The following is a 22,015-nucleotide window of genomic DNA, read 5'->3' as shown; positions in this document are numbered from 1 at the left end:
AGAACATGGCAAATCTGGGCTAAATATACTGGAATTCCTTTGTGCAGTTGACATTAAGGCTTTGAATTCATTGAACCTTTGAGTTTCAAATTCTATAAAACCAAAAAATCAATCTTGAAAGGATTACGAATTTTGCATTTAAGACTGTACCCTAAATTTAATAGGCAATGCATAAGTAGTGTTCACATCTGCACCTTCAAATTTACCAGGAGTCATCTTTGGTAATTTTGATATGATACGATACGCCTCTGTTTCCAGCTTCTTATTAGGTGCTCTTACCTGTATGTCTTGGGGCAACCCATCTGTACCTATGGTAAATAATACGGTAATGTTGACGAGTTCTTTTCCATTCAATTCATTGGCTAGGCTGGTATCAAAACGTCGCTGTACGTACCGGGCCATCTTTTCATTGAAACATGAGATACGTTCCTCATTATCCAACTTTGCGCTACAACCAGGATAAAGCGGCACCTCAGAAACTGAGAGCATGTTGAGAGGAGTATTTGAATTCACTACTGGAATATCATTAGAGATGTCACCGCTCGTTACAACTATCGCATCTTTAGTTGTATCTGTGGATGGTTCCTGAGTTGGATCAGGATCTGTGGTAGGTTCTGGGTCGTTGTTATCAATAACCACAGGCGGCTTAATCTTGTTAACCTTAGGCTCTGAAATTTTAGGTTCTTGAATTCTCTTTTGTGGTTCTGGTTTTGGATCAGCTTTTTCAATCCTATACTCACCCATATTGGTTTCCATCACAAAATTGTCCTTGAAGGTCTTGGTGAATTCTCGTTCCACCTTGGGCGTTTGTAACTCAATTACCACAAAAGAAAACATCAACACTGCGCAGAGGCCGATGAGGAAATTTATTGTTGAATTGGTTTTGATACTTGCAGATTTCTTGTCCGCTCTACTTGTTCCGGTCGGTGTTGCAGCACCGACATTGGAGTCTAGATTTCTCATAATAATGGTTTTATGTTATATAAAACCAACTTCAAGAAACATACCATAAAAAAATCCGCTCCATAAAATGAAGCGGATTCTAATATTTTAAAAAGGTGTTTTAGTCTTGTACTTCAAAGATAATTGGAAGTCCATAAATTACACCAACTGGCTTACCTCTTTGCTTACCTGGAGTCATTTTAGGAAGCTTATTGATTACTCTAGCAGCTTCAGTCTGAAGTTTTGGATCTTTTGCTCTGGAAACAATGTTTACCACTTTTCCATCTCTATCGATCTTGAACTGTACGCTAATCGTTTGTTTTCCTGAAAGTCCAACTTCATTAGCAATTCCTGTATCAAACTCTTTTCTTACAAAGCGAGTGATTTTTTCTTGCATACACTTCTTACGGTCTGCATTGTTTTTCTCGCTTTCACATCCAGGATAAACAGGAACGTTTTCGATAATCGCAAATGGTACATCTGCAATCTCTTCAACCACGCCTACTTCTTCTGCAACTTCTTCAACCTCAACGATCTCTTCTTGCTCGTCAGTTTCAGTATCTTGAATTTCAACTTCTTCAATTTCTACCTCATCCTCAACAACCTCGATGATTTCCGGTGCTGGTGGCGGTGGCGGTGGTGGCGGTGGCGTGTCCAACATCTGTGTGATTGGAATATCCTCTACCTCTTCCATAACCATAGGCTCATCGTAGATTTCTTCTACGTCAACCTGTGTTGATTCATATTCTAGCCCTTGCCATGACAGCAGCAACATAAATGCTAGACCCATTAGGGCATAGATGGTAATGTTTTTACGCAAGTCTGCGTTTTCTGATTTTTTTACTTCCATGATGGATTAGATTAAAGGCTAAAAATATATAAATACTATTTCAAATAAAAGCAATTGGACTTTTATCTACGGCTCATAATTAAAGATATCAACCACAATACAAAAACTGCAATTATGATGCCAGTCCCATTTGCCATCATATCGAACGCATCCATGGTACGATTCTCAGAAATAAAGCCTTGACCTAATTCTAGAAGTCCTCCAATTACTAATGAAAAGATTGCCGCTGCTATACCAATGGTTTTTGACCACTGAGAAAAAATAAGGCTCAAGTTATATTCAAAGTGAATTTGTCGTTCTAGATAGCGATGATAGAAAAATAAATACCAGAACATCATCATCAAGAAATACGCGGAAGCATGGTATGCCTTATCAATATTTTGAATTTTAATGGAAGGAACTGTACTATCAGCCAGCGATCCATAGGCAATAAATGCGGTATAGAAAGGCGCTATCCAATAGATGAGTTTTTGCATCTACCCGACTAAAGCCTGATAGTCATCTGCACTCATCAAGGTAGATAATTGAGATTCATCTGAGAATTTCATCTTGATCATCCAGCCGTCTCCATAAGGATCTGAATTCACCAATTCTGGTTCGTCCTCTAATTTATCATTGAACTCAATGATCTCACCAGACAAAGGCAAGAAAAGATCTGAAACCGTTTTTACTGCTTCCACCGTTCCAAAAACTTCTTCTTGTTCTAAGGTTTCATCAACGGTCTCTACTTCCACGTAAACAATATCACCTAACTCGCCCTGGGCAAAGTCAGTAATACCTACCGTAGCGGTATCGCCTTCAATTTTGATCCACTCGTGATCCTTAGTATATTTTAATTCTGCTGGAATGTTCATAGTTCAATTTATAAGCGACAAAAGTAAAAAAGTCTGTGGTTAAAAAAGCCTAGACAATATTAATTCCCAAAAGTATACTGTAAAGTAATACCGCTTCTAATAGTTGTTTGTGGGAAAGCCGTTGAGATAGCAAACTCAGAGAATGAATGGTCGTAATAGAATAAGGCTTGAAATGCTCTACTAAAGGCATATTCTGCAGTGAATTTTGCTCCATAAATCGTTTGACCTGCAGTTGCTTGACTATTATCTAGATCTAAATACCTAATGATGGTCACATTATCTCGTACGGAGCCATCCAATCTCAAATTGAGATCACTCTTTATCACTCTACTGCGTCCGCCCACACTGGTTCTAAAAGGAACATCTTTTATTCTGTAACCTACACCTAATACAAGTTCGTTACCGCTAATTTCTGTCAACAAATTATTATCAAAACTCAAGGATATCGCACGATCCTTTCTCCATTCTGCTGCTATGGATAGAGAGTTTCTCATTTCAAAATCCACTTTTATCAATGGACTGAAAGATTCGGTGAGGTTGATGTTATAGAATAAGTTTGCTGGCTTATAATCACCATTTTGATTAAGCACCTGCTGATTTTGCTGTTCATATTCCAAACCACTGTTTGCTGCAGAGAAATTAAGATTTGTCTGGAATCTATTAATCGTGTAGGCAGATCTATAACCGTGTTGTAATGAGAAACGTTTAAACGTTTTTCTAAACCAAGCCAACTTCATAAGACCGGTATACTTGATGTCCCAGTTGGGTAGCGGTATATCTTTAAAGGCATTATCGTCTTGATCTTCTACACCGCGACCTTCATAGGCTGCAAGGAAAGATGGCAGTAAAACGCTTTGACTGTTACGGCTAAAACCATTAGGAAAACCGTCTTCGTCCCTAGAGAAGTTATCATTGCCATAGAATTCTCGTGCCAATTGATTTGCAACTATCAGCCTATTACCTCTAAACTCATCAAATGTCTGGGAATCATCGATGATACTTCTAGAAAAAGCTGTTCCCAACATTAAGGTAGAAATACTAAAGTTTCCAAACGTCTGTGGTGTTAGCGATTGGTATGTCAGATCAGTAGGATCAACTCGGTAATTCTCAGTAAATGTTTCTTGATATTGACGGTTGGAAACGATATCAATATTCAAGTCAGGTAACAAATCTACTGTGAGGTTAACCGTTAAGTTTTTACGCTCGATCTCAGCATATTGTTGGTTAAAGTCCTGATACAATGTCAACCAGCCACGTCTGGCGGCGAGGTCACGAACCTCTGCCTGGCTACCAAAGGTGAATCCCGTGGTAGGCCTTAGTGTACCTATAAAACCAACGCTAGGTGTATAACCTGGTAAGAAAATACCATTGCCTTCTTCATAATTGATAGTAGCTCGCTTTACAGATGTAGCAATACCAATGAATGTGTTATACGCTTGATTTGCAAAATTCTTTTTAGGGATTTTCACTTCTTCTTGCGGTGGTGCTTCAGCACCGCTTTCCTGTCTTGCTGTAGGTAGACGGCTGCGCGATCTGCTCGCGGTGCGTTGTTGAGCTTCCTTGCGTGCTGCTGCTCCAAATTTCTTTTTGTCCAATCCTGCAAAGGTGTATAATTTGGATAGGTCAAGATTTCCGTTGATACGATGCGTGTTGGCATTTTGCACGCTGTTTCCTAGATTGGGAATGCCATCCAGTTGTGCAAATTGTTGGGAGTTACGCTGCCAGTTGAAATCTGCTGTGTATGTGTATGTCGCTTTCGCGAAAGCGAGAAAAGGAAACTTCTCCAATGGCAATTCATAAGTCGCTCTGAACTGTCTGGAGTGCGAGTCCGGAATCCCTTCATCCAAAAAGTTTGTCCACAAAGTATAACCTTCGTCAATAGTATTATCCTGATTGTCAATGTAGCTGCGCACGATACGATCGTTGTTAGCAGAAATGTTCAGGTTCAAGGAATTCGTCAAATCCCAAGTTATCGCATACTGATTGGAAAGAGTAAAGTTGCGATTGGTAAGTGGTGCTAGTGCAATGTTTTGAGCATCTGGGATGCCATCGCCATCAAGATCCACTGGATTAGTATCCAGCTGCAAATCCCTAAAGGTTTGTGTGTTGAACTGACGACGAACCGTACCGCTAGCGGTAAACACATTAGGCAGTAGGTTTACATTAAACTCTCTCAAAAACTTGAAATAGTCACCTGAAAGTGTCGTGTCTGCCTTGATAAGCGGCTCAAACTTAAGTTCTGGAAACGCATAGTTATACGTAGCATTCACATTAACCGATTGATCTTTGAACTCCTCAATTTCAAAATTGCGCTGGTCTGTCTGGTTATAAGATCCTGAAAACACAAAGTTTTCTATGTCATAAGGCATTGGTTTGCTGTCGCCAGTACGAGCCTTGCTAACACCTATAAGATTGACGCTTTGGCGCTTTGTATAATCTTCAGATTGATTTCTTATAGCATCTCTTTCCTGATCTGAGGTAGCATTTTCCAAACGTGTATCAAGTTCTATATCCTCAAATTGTGGATCAAATTGTGGGGTGACAGTTTGCTCTTCTATGCGGTAAGAAAATGGTAGGTTCAATCCCCATTTTTGCGGAAAGAGCTGTCCTAAGCTTAAACTTGTAGTAATATCGTATTGAGTCAGATCCTCACGGCTACGTTCATTAGGTCCCTGCTCAATGGATCCAAATCCTATGGTGCTGCGTCTACCATTGGCACTAACCGTAGCAAAATCTGCCATGTTTGCGTCAAGGTTAAGTACGGCCGCATAACCTCCTTGGTTTTGAAGTCCAGAAAGCCTGAGCTCATTGAACCACACCTCACCACTAATGGTATTTTTCACATTATTGCGCACACCCAACATCACGGCTCTTACATCTCCATAATTTGGATTACCCTTGATACCATATATCTGCTGATTAGGCTCACCCGCAGAATCTGGATCTAGATCTGCTTGATTGAAAAAGTTTACTTCGCTATTAATAAGATTAGGATCACCTAAAACCAGAGACTTGATTTCCTGAAGTAGGGAAAGATCAATGTCAAAGTTATTTGCAGCTGGCCAGATCACCGTTGGATCTGTAGCACCAAATGGTGTAGGAGTCAATGGCAATCTTACTTCATAGTAGTTGTCAGTAAAGTCAACACCTATGCGTATAAATACCTCTAGTTCACCATCAACCAATGCTTGTTTATCGCTTAGAGATTCTGCATGCACGAACATCTCAAGGTTTTCATACTGCCTCATGTCAATGCGTATGTTCTTGAAAACGGCTCTTCTATCAAAACCTTCCAAGTCTTCTACTATTAATGCGAGTGATTGTTCGTTCTGACGAATGTTTTGGTTTTGGGTACGTAATTCTTCTCTTATAACTCCAGGTGGCAGCACATATGGAATGGGCTCTCTTCTATCGTTATTCTCAATATTAACTGCCTGAACTTCAAAAGAAGTCTGATCGTTATCTACGTTAGGATCATCTGGATCCAAGGAGGCCGTATATCTTCTATAGTCACCACGGACAAGATCCATCGCTCCAAATCTCAAGAACGTATCCACTTCAAAATCTGAAAGGTACATTCTCATGAATCGTATGGCTCTAAAGTCTGCGATTTCACCTATGGATTCCCGTGTTGGATCATTTAAAGGAACTCTAAACTGAACCCATCTAGTGTCAATCGTGGTACCGTTAGGTAAAGTAGATGTGACCAATCTAGAATCGCTTACATATGGATTTGTACCTACCTGCATCAAACCAGGACCTATCTCGATGTCATATTCAAAATAACTATCGATGGTATTCATGGTATTGTCACGGTTGATATCCTCAACATCAGGCTGAGTAGTAGAACCTCGATCTGTTTGGGTGACATCAGTAGGTGAATTACCTTGAGTATTGTTATATCTCTTGTAGCGATCTAGTATGTTACCGTCAGCAGCGATGAAATATTCATAGTTATCTGCAGCTGGATCTATAGGACCAAATTCTGAGAACTGCGCATTTTCCTCAGCATCGCTAAATCCATCCAATCCAATGTCTTGATTGGTTCGCTCCTGACCTTCTGTATCAAAGGCATAAATAAGCGATTGATTTAAAGGCACTTTACCGAATGCCGTAGAAACCGTTAAATCAGTTCCACCTTCTTCCGGCAATCCATTTTCATATTGCTTGCGGTTGTCTTTTAAGATGTCTTCTGAAATACTTCCAAGGTTGATAGAAATAGTTCCGCCATCGTTAGTAGCATCATACTGGAATGGATCCATGACCCAAAACTGAATGTACTCCACGTTAGTCGCCTCAAAATCTGTACTTAAAAAGCTACGAGTGATTCCGCCCCAATTGTCTGCTGGGTTTGGAAGAATATCGGTGCCGGCTGCTGCAGGGTTGTAGTTGTAAGATCCACGCTCATCTGGATAGAATGATAAATCCAGCGTATTGATAACTTGTGTCTGACCTTGCTGAATATCTACCTGAGGGAAAATCTCGTCTATAAAAACACGTCGTGTTCGGTAATCAGACACATCAGCATCTGTGATTTCATCAGGACGCTGATTCCCATAAAATATTGGATCGATAGTATACCAAGCCAATCGACCACGAGAGAAATTATACGCTAATGGATTAGCTGGCGATCCAGCACCTTCAAAGGCTACTGGTGTACTGGCTAAATTCCAAGCTAATGGAGATAAGATATTGATGGAAGTTTGAGATCCTTCAAAGTCATCCACATAAGCCGCTGCCTTACCGTCAAAATTATCGCTATCTGGAGAACCTGGAAATAGGTATGCCGCTTCACCACGTATGGACAAATTGGAAATGACATCAGTATCGATGTTGGGAAGCTTATTAGCAAGCCTGGTTAAGAACGGTACTTCTGTATTATAAAGGAAATTGGCTCCAATAATGGTATTGTTGATTGGCTCTGTACCGTAAGTGGACTTTTGGGTGATAGGTCGTTCCTTGAGATTCAAGAAAGTACCGCCTACTATAAAGTTCTCGTTAAATGTGTGTTCTACATTGATACCCGTGAATCGTTTGGTCTGTTGATTAAACGTCGAATTATTCTCCGTAGAAACCTGGATAGGCGTGTTGGAATTCAATAATGCTTGATCCAGAATGATAACGCTACCACGAGCATAGTCAACCGTATAATCGATCCCTTCTTGCAGTGTTCTACCACCAGCTGTTACCGTAACGGAACCTCTTGGGATATTAAAACCACCGATAGGAATACCCTGCTGACCAGTTGCTTTGTATTCACCTTTAATTAGGTATTTGTTTTTCTCCGTTGTTTGAAGCGCCTGGGCTTTAGTAGTACGATACATATCGCGATAGACATACTTAGCTTGATTAGCGTTATATGTATCTGGGTTATTATAATTTTCTGGGCCGCTATTAGGTGTATTGTCGAGCTTATTGAATAAGTATTCTCCAAAAGGTTCCACGCTGGTAAAAATCACACGACCGGTTTCGGAATCTACGGTGAGTCCTTCTACATAATCAAAGAAACCATCACCAGCTGGTTGTGGGTCATTTTGTTTATTCAATCGATCTAGATTGAACACTCTTATCAATGTGGTTTCATCAACATCATCAGGTAACGGCACGGCAGGATTAGCCAATGTACCTTCTGCTGCAGTGATGTAATTTAATTCTGGTGGGAATTGGTAAAAGATATTCAGTTTGAAATCTTCCTGTGATAATCTAGAGCCTCCTAGATTATAGATATTTTTCATCATCAGATCCCAGATAGGTTCTGAAACATTAGTTAGGTTACCTTTCAGTAGTTTTACAACTAGATTTTGGTTGGTAACCACTTGTTGATTGGCATCTGGATTTTGATTGACTTCTGTTGCGGTGACACCATCGTTTGCAAATTCACCTACTTGAAACACTTGTCCACCAACGGTGTATTGAAAAGCCACAGCAACAATCTCATCATTACTCAATCGCTGGTTTAAGGAGATATAACCTAGTTGTGTGTTTAATTTGTATTCATTCGGATTCAGCTGGCGAGCGTTTTCCAGAGTCACATAGTCAAAACCTTCATTGACCTGTACGCTTCCGAAACCTTGTTCTACCGTCGCGATGTCTCTTATTTGCCTGTTTAAGACAGTTTCACCACCAGAATTTATAGCAATAGGATTGAAATCATTGTTACCGTTACTCGGGAAACTACCAGCAGGAACATTTATAAAACCTGGAGGTTGCTGATCTAATCCAATGTTAGTTGGGTCTGATTCTCCAATATCCTGAATAGCGACTAGATTACGAACATCCTCAGTACGGTTACCTCTATTGGTGATCCATACTTCAGCTCTAGTAATTTGAATATTGTTATTGATAAAGGGATAGTTGACCAAAGATTGATCATAAGTATCCCTAAAATAATGAGCTAAGAAAAAGTGTCTATTCTCATCATAATCCAGTGAGAAAAAATCAAAGTCATTTACTGTTGCTCCACCAGCAGCTTGTACTGTTCTGGATTCTGATTGTTGTTCAGAAAAAACCGTGGTTATACGGGTTTTACCAAACTGAAGATCTGCCTTGACACCAAAGAGACTTTGTGCACCACGTATTAATTGAGAATTAAGCGGCATACTCACATTACCTACCTCAATCCCTTGCAGGATATCATCCTCAGTAGGTGTGTAATCCAACTTTATCTGATTCTGGAAATCAAAGGAACCTTGAGTGTCATAGTTCGCATTAACATTCAATCTCGTTCCTACGGTACCAGACAAACTAAGATTGATTCGCTGATTAAAATCAAACGTAATGTTCTGTCTATTTCTTGGAGAAAAACTAGGGTTGTCTGTTTTATTATAAAGAACACCTAAATCAATGGCCACATTTCCCTGCGGTATGATACTGATTTCTGTACCGCCAAAAATGCTTTCAAACAAATCAGAATCCACATAAAAGTTAGGCAAGAGATTCCTCTGCTGCTCTTTATCTGCCTCTGTCCTTCCTGCAAGCAGTTTAGATTTTTCTCTGAAGTAGGAACGCATTTGTTCCTTGATCACAATTTTTTGATATTCCTCTCGGGTCAGTGTAAATGGATAATCAATACGGTATTCTCCAAAACGCTGATTAAAAATATAGCGATCAAGATCTGCATCATAAATATAGAGCGACGTGATACTAGGCGGATCAGGTAGTGTTATTCTACCCAGTTGGATTTGCGATGCCGTAGAATCTGCAGGAGTGGTTGTGGGTTGTTGCGCTTTCGCGAAAGCGAAAACAAAGAAACACATTACGACATATAAATACTTGCGTATCAGATTAATATATTCGTATCTCAAATCCTATAATTGTTTAAGTGCTTCCTTAATAAGTTGTTCAGTGGTGGCATCTGGCTTGTCTGACAGGATCTTATCGATCACTTTTTGAGACTGTTTGCGCAAATAACCAAGCGTTTCCAAAGCAGATAACGCCTCTTCTCGTCCTCTATTGCTCGGTAAAACAGAAATCTGCGGATCTTCCAGCACCTGCAAAATCTTATCACGTAAATCGAGGATCACGCGTTGCGCCGTTTTTGCACCTATTCCTTTAACACTTTGAATCGTTCTAACATCTCCATTTGCAATAGCCTGGGCAATTTGTGATGGATCAAGACTGGACAACATCGTGCGAGCCGTATTTGCACCTATCCCAGAAACCGAAATAAGCAACTTAAAAACCTCACGCTCGCTTTTCTCAACGAATCCAAAAAGCCGCTGCGCATCTTCACGCACCATCATGTAGGTGTAAAGCTTGACGAGGTCACCTTCTGGAATGAGTGAATAAGTATGTAAAGAAATTTCTACGAAATACCCTACACCAGCGCAATCTATAACGACATCAGTAAGGTTTTTCTCGACCAGCTGGCCTTGCAATTGGGCAATCATTTAACAGGATATTAGCAATCGCTCAAATGTAACAAAATAAAAACAAGGTTTCCTGCTATAATCGCAGTCAACCTTGTTAATTAATGTAAGATGTATTTTACTTTTAGGATCTACCTTTTGCAGACTGTTCTGCAGCTCGTTTTTCTTTTTGTTGGGCATCAATGACAGCCACAGCTGCCATATTCACAATCTCGTCCACACTGGCACCCAACTGTAGAATATGACATGGCTTTTGCATTCCCATCATAATAGGACCAATCGAATCTATGCCTCGCAATTCCTTTAGTAATTTGTAGGTAGAATTGCTACTCTCCAAATTAGGAAAAATCAAGGTGTTGACCTTTTTCCCAGCTAATTTAGAAAACGGAAATTTTTGCTCCAGCATCGTAGCGTTCAAGGCAAAATCTGTCTGTATTTCACCATCTACAACTATACTAGGATAATACTGGTGCAAATACTTTACAGCATCTGTAACCTTAGTAGCATTAGGGTGCTTACTGGATCCAAAGTTTGCATAAGAAATCATGGCAATTACGGGATCGATTCCAAACATACCTGCCGTTCTACCAGTCATCTGTGCAATTTTAGCAAGCTCAATGGCGTCTGGATCAATGTTAATAGAAGTATCTGAGATAAATAGCGGGCCACGATCAGTGACCATTAAGTTGGTGGTCGCAATTTTATCGACTCCAGGAGCCATTCCTATAATTTCCATCATAGGACGCACAGATCGCGGATAGGATTGCGCAACACCAGTTATCAATGCATCTGCATCTCCTACCTTAACCATCATCGCGGCAAAATAGTTACGCTGACGTATGGTTTTGCTAGCATCAAATTCAGTCACACCTTTGCGTTGTCTCAACTTCCAGAACTCGCGTGCATATCGATCACGCCTTGCGGACTCTTCATCGGTTTTGGGGTCAATGATTAAGCATGGTTGATCAAAATCAAGCTCTGCCATCATTTCTTCAATGACATCTTTTCTTCCCAATAATATGGGCGTACCTATTCCTTCTTCCAGAACAATTTGAGCCGCCTTGAGTACGTCTACATTATCAGCTTCTGCAAAGACAATACGTTTTGGATTGATTCTCGCGCGGTTTAATAACAAACGGACAAGCTTGTTATCAGATCCCATTCTAGAAAGCAACTGCTCCTCATACTTATCCCAGTCTGTGATAGGTTCTTGAGCAACTCCAGATTCCATGGCAGCTCTAGCTACCGCCGGTGGCACTGTTGAGATCAAGCGTGGATCAAAAGGCTTTGGAATTATATAATCACGCCCGAAGTTGAGCTTCAACTCTCCATAGGCAATATTTACTTGTTCTGGCACAGGTTCTTTTGCCAGGTTTGCCAGTGCATAAGTCGCAGCTAGCTTCATTTCTTCATTAATCATTGTGGCGCGCACATCCATGGCACCTCTAAAAATGAATGGGAACCCTAATACGTTATTTACTTGGTTGGGATTATCACTACGTCCTGTTGCCATAATGATATCCTCACGAGCTGCCATAGCCAGGTCGTAATCAATCTCTGGAGTTGGATTTGCCATTGCAAAAACAATAGGATTATCACTCATGGATTGCACCATCTTTTGGGAAACTATATTCCCGGCAGAGAGTCCCAAAAACACGTCTGCTCCAACAATGGCGTCTGCCATGGAAACTGGTTTATGATCAGTAGCAAATTGCATTTGCATTTTACCTAGGTCTGTGCGTGATTTGGTAATAAGACCGTCAACATCAAACATCATAATGTTTTCTAGTCGTGCTCCTAATTTTACATACAGCGAGGTGCATGAAATTGCGGCACTACCAGCGCCAGAAACAACGATTTTTACATCTTCTATATTCTTTTCAGCAAGTTCCAATGCATTGAGAAGTGCAGCACTTGAAATGATCGCTGTTCCATGCTGGTCATCATGCATGACCGGTATGTTCAATTCTTCTTTGAGTCGGCGTTCAATTTCAAAGGCCTCGGGAGCTGCAATATCTTCTAGATTGATTCCTCCAAAAGTGGGCGCGATATTCTTGACCGTTTCAATAAACTGATCTACATCCTTGGTGTCAACTTCAATATCGAAACAATCCAGGTCTGCAAATATTTTAAATAACAAACCTTTACCTTCCATAACTGGTTTGCTCGCAAGAGGACCTATGTCTCCTAATCCCAATACTGCCGTACCGTTAGATATTACGGCTACCAAATTCCCCTTTGTAGTGTATTTATAGGCGTTGGTTGGATCCTTAGCAATCTCAAGGCAAGGTTCTGCCACACCAGGACTGTAGGCTAATGACAAGTCTCTCTGGCTACTGTATTTTTTAGTTGGGACCACCTTGATTTTTCCAGGTGTAGGTTTTGCGTGATAAACCAGTGCTTCTCTTCTTCTGCTGGGTTTGCTGCTCATAAAATGCTTTTTAAGCGATTACAAAGGTAGCGATTAAACGTGTGAGCGAGGATTTTGAATCACCTAAGGTTATTAGATGTTTCTATTTGTTTTTGATGTTTTCGCTTTCATTTCGATGAACTCAGCGCAACGTGTGAAAGCAAAATTTCCAATAGCCATTGCAATAATATATTTAGATAGACTATCTATAATTTCTTGCTTCTTATTTGATTTGAGATTAGGTCCTTTCCCTAAAAACCACCCGAGCATTCTTGGGTCGCAGCGTGATCAATGGATGGTATTCAATGATATCGCCAATGGCTTCCAAGTCGTATTTCTCGAGTATGTTTTTAACCACGAGTGCCATTTCAAACATCGCAAAATTATTCCCTATGCACATACGAGGTCCAGCACCAAAAGGAAAATATTGATCGCTGTATTCCTTGCGCTTATCTGGATCGAATCGTTCTGGGATGAACGCTTCTGGTTGTTGCCATAAATCGGCGCGGCGGTGCATTTCATAGAAACTAATGAGCCATATACTACCGGCTGGAATGGAGATATCATCACACTCGTCAGCTTCTACCGCTACGCGATCGGTTACATATGCTGGTGGATACAAACGCATGGTTTCATCCAGCACTTGCTTTGTATACTCCATGGATCGCACCTGTTCCATTAAATCTGTACTATCGAGTTTTGAAATCTCACCCTGAACCTTTCGTGCTTTTTCTGGGTGATGTGCCAATAGTTGAGTGGCAAATGTCAACGCATTTGCTGTTGTTTCATGGCCTGCAATAAATAATACCAAAATTTCATCTATGAGCTGTTCATCGCTCATATGGGTACCATCCTCATAGGTAGATTGCAATAACATATCCAGCAGGTCTCCATAGGTTTTATTTTCTTTCCTGCGCTGTTCGATAATATCCAAGAGAATGCCTCTTGCCTCATCAATCAATTCCATGTGATAGGCAATACTCCTATTTCCAGAAAGCCAGCGACGGTTGTAATACCATTGCAGGAATGGCAATCGCAATTCCTTGATGAGCATCTTTTGAGCTTCTTCAGTAATTTGCTGTAACCGATTGATGCGCTCGTCCATGTCCTCCAAATAAAACAAACTGCGGGCAACGACCTTAAATGCGAGGTCACTAAAGACTTTATGAATATCCATGGCTTTGCCAGGGACAATATTCCTTAATTCCTGCTGTATCACCTGATGCATGGAATCCATGATACCAGCGAGTTGTTTTTTATAAAAAGCAGGTTGAACTAGCTTTCGGTTTGCTTTCCATTCTTCACCGTTTGCAGTGAGCAATCCATGACCTATATATTTTGCCAGGTCGTGTGTTTGTAAGCTGGATTTATGATAATTGCGCTGATTCTTCTGGAGAATATGTTGTGTGAGCTTTGTATCGCAGGTAAAATGAATGGTCAATCCAGGTTTTGGGCTAATCTTGAATGTCTGGCCGTAACGCTGGAAGTTTTCTCTGTGAAATGGTAATGGGTCTTTATAAATCTGAGCAGATTTAGACAAAAACCTTATCGCCGATACTTTGTGAATGTTACGCATAGATCTATTGGTCGAAAAGACCGCCCATTCTTGCATTAGGTGTTCTACCTAGATGTTTGTAGGCGTGTTCTGTGACCTCACGTCCGCGTGGCGTACGGATGATAAAGCCTTGTTGAATCAAGAATGGTTCGTAGACTTCTTCAATAGTTTCTGCACTTTCTGATACTGCCGTAGATAAGGTAGTAATTCCTACAGGTCCACCTTTAAACTTATCAATAATAGTAGTCAATATCTTATTGTCCATCTCGTCCAATCCGTGCGCGTCAACATTTAAAGCTTTTAGCGAATATCTGGCGATATCCAGATCGATATTCCCGGTTCCCTTGATTTGGGCAAAATCACGTACGCGTCTTAAAAGTGCATTTGCAATCCTAGGTGTTCCGCGGCTTCTACCTGCGATTTCAATAGCAGCTTCCTTGTCAATTTCAACTTGCAGAATCTCAGAGCTGCGCTCTACGATCGTGGAAAGAAGTTCAGTCGTATAGTACTGCAATCTTGACGAAATCCCAAATCTAGCTCGCATGGGAGCCGTGAGCAAACCGCTACGTGTAGTTGCACCTATCAATGTAAACGGTGCGAGATTGATCTGCACCGTACGCGCATTGGGACCAGTCTCGATCATGATATCGATCTTGTAGTCTTCCATAGCACTATAGAGGTACTCTTCTACTATAGGACTAAGTCTGTGGATCTCATCAATGAATAAAACGTCGCGCTCATCAAGGTTTGTCAGTAATCCAGCGAGATCTCCAGGTTTGTCAAGAACTGGTCCAGATGTGACCTTGATCCCAACACCTAATTCTGCCGCTAGTATATGAGCGAGTGTTGTTTTACCTAATCCTGGAGGTCCATGAAAAAGCGTGTGGTCAAGTGCATCACCGCGTTGATTTGCGGCTTGAACAAAAACCTTGAGGTTTTCAAGAATCTGATCTTGACCGGCAAAATCGTCAAAGGAAAGTGGCCTCAACGCACGTTCTATATCGTGCTCTTCATTGGAAAAATTTTCACTGGTCGCGTCAAGATGCTCATTCATATGTCAAAGATAGTCGATAGTAGATTTGTTAGTTGGATTTTCGCTTTCGCGAAAGCGGTACACTTCTCAACATTTTACCAATTACCTTAATTTTAGTAGAAAGAAAAGCAGCTGGTGTTATATTGAAAATAAAAATATGAAACCTACTCAAAAAGTACCGCATTTAGAGCTTGATTTGATTAACGACACAAAGTGGTCGATGGAAAAGCAAGACCCAGAAAAGTATACCTTAATGGTATTTTATCGTGGCTATCACTGTCCAGTTTGTAAGAAGCAACTGGAATCTCTCAAGGATAAATTATCAGAATTTGTAGATCGCGGCGTCAATGTGATCGCAGTAAGTATGGATACAGAAGAGCGAGCTAAAAAAACTGGCGAGGAATGGGATATTGAGAGTATACCTGTAGGATTTGAACTGAGTAAAGAGCAGGCAAAAGAATGGGGACTTTATCTGTCTAAAGGAATAAGCGATAAGGAGCCAGAATTATTCTCTGAACCAGGACTATTTCTGATTAAAAAAGATGGGACGCTCTATTGCAGTGCTGTTCAAACCATGCCATTTGCAAGACCACAGTTGGATGATCTTCTTAAAGCAATCGACTTTATAGAGGATAAGGATTATCCTGCACGAGGTGAGGCATAATTGTCACTTAGCAGATGGAATAAACAATTCCATAGCTAATCAAATCCTGTAATCCTGTAAAAGTTGACAGGTGATTAAATGGAACATATGTAAATCAAAAAAGGTGGAGCAATTGCTCCACCTTTTTTATTAGGTTTTGAATTCACCTAGTGATTCATTTCTTCTTCCTTAGGTTGTAAAGGTATATGCTGCGGCACATAGTCTTGTCCAGCGATTACATATTCATCTTCTTCATTCAGTTTAGAATAGTCATACGGCCATCTGTGAACATGTGGAATTGCTCCAACCCAGTTACCGTGAATGTGTTTGTCTCCAGTTGTCCATTCCAATGTATTGGATTTCCATGGATTTGCCGGTGCTTTCTTACCAAAGAAGATACTCTTAACAAAGTTATAAGCAAAGAACAATTGACCTACTGCTGTGAAGATTGCAAAGTATGTGATCAAGGAATTCGTATCTGCTAGATCATCGAAATACGGGAAGTTAGTGTTAGTATAGTAACGTCTAGGAAGACCTGCCATACCTACAAAGTGCATAGGGAAAAATACTCCATAAGCTCCAACTGCAGTCATCCAGAAATGGACGTAACCTAGATTCTTATCCATCATGCGGTTAAACATTTTAGGGAACCAATGATAAACTCCAGCAAACAGTCCGTAAAGAGCAGATATACCCATTACCAAGTGGAAGTGAGCAACTACAAAGTACGTATCGTGAACGTTAATGTCGAGTGTACTATCTCCTAGAATGATTCCAGTAAGTCCACCTGTTATAAAAGTCGATACCAGTCCAATGGAAAACAGCATCGCAGGATTCATCTGTAAATTACCTTTCCAAAGCGTTGTTATGTAATTAAATGCCTTTACCGCTGATGGTATAGCAATCAATAGCGTAGTAAATGTAAATACAGATCCCAAGAATGGATTCATACCTGAAATAAACATGTGGTGACCCCAAACAATCGTAGATAGGAAAGCGATCGCAAGTATGGAAGCTACCATCGCACGATAACCAAAAATAGGTTTACGTGAATTGGTTGCAATAATCTCTGAGGTAATCCCAAGTGCTGGAAGTAATACAATATAAACCTCTGGGTGACCTAAGAACCAAAAAAGGTGCTCAAATAAAACTGGAGAACCTCCTTGATTAGCAAGAACCTCTCCTTGTATATAAATGTCAGACAAAAAGAAAGAAGTTCCAAAACTTCTATCCATTATCAAAAGTAAAGCGGCTGCAAATAATACTGGGAAAGAAACAATTCCAATAATAGCCGTTACAAAGAATGCCCAAATGGTCAAAGGCAATCTCGTCATGGACATACCTTTTGTTCTCAAATTGATTACCGTAACTACATAGTTCAAGGAACCCAAAAGAGAAGATGCAATAAAGATCGCCATTGAAACCAACCATAAGGTCATACCCATTGCAGATCCTGGCATCGCCTCTGGTAATGCACTAAGCGGTGGATAAATTGTCCAACCTGCTGCTGCTGGTCCTAATTCAACGAATAATGATCCAATCATGATCGCAGAAGACACAAAGAATAACCAGTAAGACACCATATTGAGGAATCCTGAGGCCATGTCTCGCGCACCAATTTGTAAGGGAATCAAGAAATTTGAGAACGTACCACTTAAACCAGCGGTAAGAACAAAGAATACCATGATGGTACCGTGAATAGTAACAAGGGCTAGATAAATACTAGGTTCCATTACTCCTTCTTTTACCCAGCTTCCTAATAATGCTTGAAAGATTACGTTAGGCTCCTCTGGATTGGCAATTTGCATTCTCATCAATAGAGACATTGCAATACCAATTGTTCCCATGATCAAACCAGTAATCAAATACTGCTTTGCGATCATCTTATGATCTTGAGAAAAAATGTATTTAGTTACAAAGGTTTCTTTGTGGTGGTGATGCCCATCATCATGTCCGTGGTCATCGTGCGCAACTGCAACAGCTTGTCCCATAAATATTAATTTTCAGCTTTCGCTAATGTTTGATCAAATGTTTCCTGAGCAGCTAACCACTCATTAAATTCTTCTTCTGTCTCTACGACAATTTTTGCTTGCATGTTATAGTGGGTTATTCCACAAATTTTGTTACAAAGCAAATAATATTCAAATTCATAAGGATCCAAACCTACATCTCCTGCAGCGATCATTTCCTTACTTTTTTGTCGTCGAATCCCATTAATCTTACGAACTTTTTCAGTCATAAATTCCGTGGACTTGTAATCTTCAGAAGTTACCGTTGGAGTGAACTTAAATTGAGTTACCATTCCTGGTACTACGTTCATCTGTGCTCTAAAATGCGGCATGTACGCAGAGTGTAATACATCTTGCGAACGAAACTTGAATAATACAGGTCGGTTAACAGGAAGATGAAGTTCAGTGGTGACAGAATCATCCATCCCGTCTGCATCAGTTGGGTCGATTCCAAGAGAATTCCCTATTTCCCCATCAATAAAACGGACATTAGCGTCTCCCAAAGTGTTGTCTACACCACTATATCTAAACCTCCAATTGAATTGATAAGCGTAAACTTCAACTATTAATGGATCGTCGTCCAGATTTGCATCCATGATATCGTTCCAAGAAAATAGACCCCACAAAATCAATCCAGCTAATACTACAACGGGAATGGCAGTCCAAATAAATTCAAGTCTATCATTGTCTGCATAGAACAACGCTCTTTGACCTTTCTTTCCATGATACTTATAAGAGAACCAATGTAGAAGTGCTTGTGTAAGAAATTGAACAATCATGATAACCACCGTTGTCAATAACAAAAGGTTATCATATTCTGCACCATGAGCAGATCCTGCATCTGGTAAGAAAAAGTCCTGATAGCCAATAAAACATGCGATCATCATGATATACATGGCGATCACAAAGATCAACATACCTTGACCATTACGTTTGTTGTCTAGATCGTTAGCAACTTCGCTTTGATCCGTATCAGGATCTGGAGCTTTTCCAAGTTTAACAATCTTGGATATTTGCCAGATAGAAACGGCAAGAAGTGCTGCAATTAATATGATTAGAAATGCTGTCATTACAGTTTTATTCTATGAAATTTTAATAATGAAAATGTTTGCTCTCACCTAGATATGGATCACCTTTAGCTAGTAATGGAGCTTTTGTCATTGTGTTGAAAACGTACCACAAAAATATTCCTGCAAAGAACATAAATGCACCAATCTCTGGGAATCCAATAAACCAAGATGCTCCAACAGTACCCGGCATGACCATCACATAGATATCTAAATAGTGACCAATTAGGATAAAAATACCAGCTGTAACAACAAACCAATTCACTCGTTTAAAGTCGGAATTCATTAGGATTAATAACGGGAAAAGGAAGTTAATTGCTACCATCCCGAAGAACAACAAGTTGTAGTCTTCGATTCGAGTTACAAAGTAAGTCACCTCTTCTGGAATGTTGGAATACCATATCAACATGAATTGGGAGAACCATAGGTATGTCCAGAAAATACTGAAACCAAACATGAACTTTGCCAAGTCATGAATGTGTGAATCATTCACAAATTCTAAATAACCTTTTCCTTTCAAGAAAATCGTTACTAGAGCAATAGTTGTTACTGCAGATACAATCATACTTGCAAATACGTACCATCCAAATAATGTAGAGAACCAGTGTGGATCAAAGCTTAAGATCCAGTCCCAAGCCATGATGGATTCAGTTACAATAAAGAACACTAAAAACATCGCACTGTGCTTAAACGCCTTCTTGTACCATACATTACCTTCTGGCTTATCGTCTTGTTTTAAACCAAATCTACGTATGTTCCAACGGTATAAATTCCAACCTACTAAAAATATACCCGCGCGAATCAACCAAAATGGAACATTCAAAAATCCTGTCTTACCTGCAACAATATGATCATATGCCTCGCTAGTAGGATCGTCTATACCAGGAGTCATCCAGGTAAAAATATGATTCAATCCCAATCCAGTGACAAGCAATAAAATGAACATTAATATACCACCTGGTAGGATATAACTGCTAATTCCTTCCATTACTCTAAAAAGAACTGGTGACCAACCTGCCTGTGAAACCTTTTGAATTGCATAGAAAGCAAGCGCTCCCAATCCTATCATGAAAAAGAAGAAACATGCGACGTAAACAGCTGCCCACGGACGGTTTACCAATTGGTGATAGACATGTTCTGCATGAGAACCTGTATGATCCTCTGCCTCATGAGGTGTCGTAGTATGTGCATTTTCACTGTGAGCAACGTCATTGTCAGTTACATAACCAGTCTCCATATGCGCTTCTTCTGCTTCATGCATGTTGTTGCTATGATCTCCTGAATGATCTTCACTCATTTCATGGGATTCTCCATGACCGCCACCGTGAGCGGCAGCCTCGTCAGCAAGCATTTGTTCTACCGCAGCTTCATCTGCAGGTACTGCAAGAAAACCTATCGTGGTGAACACAGCGCCCAACACTATAAGGACAATAGCAAATACTTTTAATTTAGTTGTAAGAGTATACATATATAATATCTTCTTGAACCCTATTACTGGCCTTGGTTTGTGTTATCATTTTCTTCATCTGCACTTCCAGTAGTTGGGGGTACATCTGCTTCTATCTCAGAATCATTATCTGTATTTTGAGTGGAAAGGGAATCAGTTTCCTGCTGCGCTACCGGAGTTTCAACCGTCATTACCTTACCATCTTCATCCATCACTGGCTGTCTAGCCACACCCATTAAATCAGCACGTAAGGCTTCCACATAATGGGCAATTTCCCAGCGCTCCTCTATACTTGTTTGAGATGCATAAGATCCCATGTAATTAATACCGTAATACATAACATGGTAAATAGAGCCTTGTGTAATCTCACGAGCGTCATAACTAGGAACCCCTAAAATCTTTTCAGTTTGAACCAAGTGTCCTTGGCCGTCTCCTTTCGCGCCGTGACAAATCGCACAATAAATACCGTACAATGCTTGACCGTTAGTTAAGTGAGCTTCTGTAAGTGGTACAGGATTGTTTAAGTTCGCTTTCGCGGAAGCGTAACCCTCATTAGTATCTTCGTAATCATATGGCATCCAACCTCGAGAAACGGTACCATCAACCGGTTTCTGGGCTTCCATGTCATTGTTAAAAACTTCACCTTCTGAATAGGTGCTGTATCCAACATCTTCATACATGTTAGGAAAATACTGGACACTACGGCCAGATTTAGGGCTCACTTCTCTCGTCCCATCATCTCCACAAGAGACAACGACCAAAGCTCCAAATGCTATTAGAAATATGTTCAATAACTTATTCATCAGTGATTCTCTTTGTCAATTAGTACAAGCTCTACAGCACCTGTATCGTATAAAAACTTAGTAATGGAATCAATATCTTCTCCATGCGCATCCAGCTCCATCAAAAAGTGATCATCTGTAGTTCTTACATCAGGATTTTCGGCTTTTTTAAATGGCCACAATCTACTGCGTAGGTAGAAAGTAATCACCATAAGGTGTGCTGCAAAAAATACCGTCAATTCAAACATAATAGGCACGAATGCCGGCATGTTTTGTAGATATGAAAAACTAGGTTTACCACCAATATTCTGAGGCCAGTCTTCTATCATGATATAATTCATCATAACCGTAGCTACAGCAAGACCAACTATTCCATAAAGAAATGCATTGATCGCTAATCTGGTGTCAGAAAGACCCATTGCTTTCTCAAGACCGTGAACGGGAAAAGGGCAAAAGACCTCTTCAATATGATAATGTTGCTCTCTAATTTGCTTTACTGCGCTCAACAAAATGTCGTCATCGTTATATAAAGCATGTATTTTATGTGTCGCCATA

General features: G+C 40.3%; 15 protein-coding genes. 1 reads left to right on the top strand and 14 read right to left on the bottom strand.

Translation table 11 applies throughout. From position 1 onward, the window contains the following. Positions 1 to 138 precede the first annotated feature (138 nt). The 9 genes from BLO34_RS12880 to ruvB form a co-directional block, all read right to left on the bottom strand. Positions 139 to 963: an energy transducer TonB gene (locus BLO34_RS12880; RefSeq protein ID WP_090755875.1), complete on the bottom strand. Its 825-nt coding sequence runs from the start codon at positions 961 to 963 to the stop codon at positions 139 to 141. Between the two features lie 100 nt (positions 964 to 1,063). Further along, the gene (locus BLO34_RS12875; RefSeq protein ID WP_090755874.1) at positions 1,064 to 1,792 is read right to left on the bottom strand and encodes an energy transducer TonB; all 729 of its coding nucleotides are present in this window, start codon (positions 1,790 to 1,792) and stop codon (positions 1,064 to 1,066) included. Positions 1,793 to 1,854: 62 nt separating this feature from the next. Then, the gene (locus tag BLO34_RS12870) at positions 1,855 to 2,268 is read right to left on the bottom strand and encodes a hypothetical protein (RefSeq protein ID WP_090755872.1); all 414 of its coding nucleotides are present in this window, start codon (positions 2,266 to 2,268) and stop codon (positions 1,855 to 1,857) included. Next, positions 2,269 to 2,646, bottom strand: coding sequence for a glycine cleavage system protein GcvH (gene gcvH, locus BLO34_RS12865; RefSeq protein WP_090755871.1), 378 nt, complete (start codon positions 2,644 to 2,646; stop codon positions 2,269 to 2,271). Positions 2,647 to 2,705: 59 nt separating this feature from the next. Continuing rightward, entirely contained in the window at positions 2,706 to 9,902 is a 7,197-nt protein-coding gene (sprA, locus tag BLO34_RS12860) for a cell surface protein SprA (protein ID WP_410503931.1), read from the bottom strand. Positions 9,903 to 9,953: 51 nt separating this feature from the next. Beyond that, on the bottom strand, positions 9,954 to 10,535 hold the full coding sequence (gene ruvA / locus BLO34_RS12855) for a Holliday junction branch migration protein RuvA (protein ID WP_090755868.1): 582 nt from the start codon (positions 10,533 to 10,535) through the stop codon (positions 9,954 to 9,956). A gap of 103 nt (positions 10,536 to 10,638) precedes the next feature. Then, the gene (locus BLO34_RS12850) at positions 10,639 to 12,945 is read right to left on the bottom strand and encodes an NADP-dependent malic enzyme (RefSeq protein ID WP_090755866.1); all 2,307 of its coding nucleotides are present in this window, start codon (positions 12,943 to 12,945) and stop codon (positions 10,639 to 10,641) included. Between the two features lie 217 nt (positions 12,946 to 13,162). Beyond that, positions 13,163 to 14,500 carry a cytochrome P450 gene (locus tag BLO34_RS12845; RefSeq protein ID WP_090755865.1) on the bottom strand — a complete coding sequence of 446 codons (1,338 nt, stop codon included), beginning with the start codon at positions 14,498 to 14,500 and terminating at the stop codon, positions 13,163 to 13,165. A 4-nt stretch (positions 14,501 to 14,504) separates the two neighbouring features. Next, on the bottom strand, positions 14,505 to 15,533 hold the full coding sequence (gene ruvB, locus BLO34_RS12840; protein WP_090755863.1) for a Holliday junction branch migration DNA helicase RuvB: 1,029 nt from the start codon (positions 15,531 to 15,533) through the stop codon (positions 14,505 to 14,507). A gap of 136 nt (positions 15,534 to 15,669) precedes the next feature. On the opposite strand from ruvB, the gene BLO34_RS12835 reads away from it, so the two are divergent. Next, on the top strand, positions 15,670 to 16,176 hold the full coding sequence (locus BLO34_RS12835) for a peroxiredoxin-like family protein (RefSeq protein ID WP_090755862.1): 507 nt from the start codon (positions 15,670 to 15,672) through the stop codon (positions 16,174 to 16,176). 146 nt (positions 16,177 to 16,322) lie between these two features. Here BLO34_RS12835 and BLO34_RS12830 read toward each other — a convergent pair whose 3' ends face one another. Genes BLO34_RS12830 through BLO34_RS12810 form a run of 5 tightly spaced genes read right to left on the bottom strand, consistent with a single transcriptional unit; the run spans position 16,323 to position 22,014 of the window. Continuing rightward, entirely contained in the window at positions 16,323 to 18,146 is a 1,824-nt protein-coding gene (locus BLO34_RS12830; protein WP_090755860.1) for a cbb3-type cytochrome c oxidase subunit I, read from the bottom strand. A 5-nt stretch (positions 18,147 to 18,151) separates the two neighbouring features. Next, positions 18,152 to 19,234 (bottom strand): cytochrome c oxidase subunit II, encoded by a 1,083-nt coding sequence (locus BLO34_RS12825; RefSeq protein WP_090755859.1) that lies wholly within the window; start codon positions 19,232 to 19,234, stop codon positions 18,152 to 18,154. A gap of 22 nt (positions 19,235 to 19,256) precedes the next feature. Beyond that, positions 19,257 to 20,699 (bottom strand): quinol:cytochrome C oxidoreductase, encoded by a 1,443-nt coding sequence (locus BLO34_RS12820; RefSeq protein ID WP_090755857.1) that lies wholly within the window; start codon positions 20,697 to 20,699, stop codon positions 19,257 to 19,259. A gap of 23 nt (positions 20,700 to 20,722) precedes the next feature. Further along, positions 20,723 to 21,481 carry a c-type cytochrome gene (locus BLO34_RS12815; RefSeq protein ID WP_090755856.1) on the bottom strand — a complete coding sequence of 253 codons (759 nt, stop codon included), beginning with the start codon at positions 21,479 to 21,481 and terminating at the stop codon, positions 20,723 to 20,725. Beyond that, on the bottom strand, positions 21,481 to 22,014 hold the full coding sequence (locus BLO34_RS12810) for a DUF3341 domain-containing protein (RefSeq protein WP_090755855.1): 534 nt from the start codon (positions 22,012 to 22,014) through the stop codon (positions 21,481 to 21,483). The genes BLO34_RS12815 and BLO34_RS12810 overlap by 1 nt, the downstream gene beginning before the upstream one ends. Between the last annotated feature and the right edge of the window lies 1 nt (position 22,015).

The organism is Nonlabens sp. Hel1_33_55 (assembly GCF_900101765.1).
Lineage (GTDB): Bacteria > Bacteroidota > Bacteroidia > Flavobacteriales > Flavobacteriaceae > Nonlabens.
This window is presented reverse-complemented; position numbering and strand designations above follow the sequence as displayed.

Excerpts from the sequence above, each read along its gene's own strand:
- sprA (WP_410503931.1), bottom strand. The coding sequence starts at position 9,902 with ATGTGTTTCTTTGTTTTCGCTTTCGCGAAAGCGCAACAACCCACAACC.
- gcvH (WP_090755871.1), bottom strand. The coding sequence starts at position 2,646 with ATGAACATTCCAGCAGAATTAAAATATACTAAGGATCACGAGTGGATC.
- BLO34_RS12825 (WP_090755859.1), bottom strand. The coding sequence starts at position 19,234 with ATGACAGCATTTCTAATCATATTAATTGCAGCACTTCTTGCCGTTTCT.
- BLO34_RS12820 (WP_090755857.1), bottom strand. The coding sequence starts at position 20,699 with ATGTATACTCTTACAACTAAATTAAAAGTATTTGCTATTGTCCTTATA.
- BLO34_RS12845 (WP_090755865.1), bottom strand. The coding sequence starts at position 14,500 with ATGCGTAACATTCACAAAGTATCGGCGATAAGGTTTTTGTCTAAATCT.
- BLO34_RS12870 (WP_090755872.1), bottom strand. The coding sequence starts at position 2,268 with ATGCAAAAACTCATCTATTGGATAGCGCCTTTCTATACCGCATTTATT.
- BLO34_RS12830 (WP_090755860.1), bottom strand. The coding sequence starts at position 18,146 with ATGGGACAAGCTGTTGCAGTTGCGCACGATGACCACGGACATGATGAT.
- BLO34_RS12850 (WP_090755866.1), bottom strand. The coding sequence starts at position 12,945 with ATGAGCAGCAAACCCAGCAGAAGAAGAGAAGCACTGGTTTATCACGCA.
- BLO34_RS12875 (WP_090755874.1), bottom strand. The coding sequence starts at position 1,792 with ATGGAAGTAAAAAAATCAGAAAACGCAGACTTGCGTAAAAACATTACC.
- BLO34_RS12880 (WP_090755875.1), bottom strand. The coding sequence starts at position 963 with ATGAGAAATCTAGACTCCAATGTCGGTGCTGCAACACCGACCGGAACA.
- ruvB (WP_090755863.1), bottom strand. The coding sequence starts at position 15,533 with ATGAATGAGCATCTTGACGCGACCAGTGAAAATTTTTCCAATGAAGAG.
- BLO34_RS12835 (WP_090755862.1), top strand. The coding sequence starts at position 15,670 with ATGAAACCTACTCAAAAAGTACCGCATTTAGAGCTTGATTTGATTAAC.
- BLO34_RS12815 (WP_090755856.1), bottom strand. The coding sequence starts at position 21,481 with ATGAATAAGTTATTGAACATATTTCTAATAGCATTTGGAGCTTTGGTC.
- ruvA (WP_090755868.1), bottom strand. The coding sequence starts at position 10,535 with ATGATTGCCCAATTGCAAGGCCAGCTGGTCGAGAAAAACCTTACTGAT.
- BLO34_RS12810 (WP_090755855.1), bottom strand. The coding sequence starts at position 22,014 with ATGGCGACACATAAAATACATGCTTTATATAACGATGACGACATTTTG.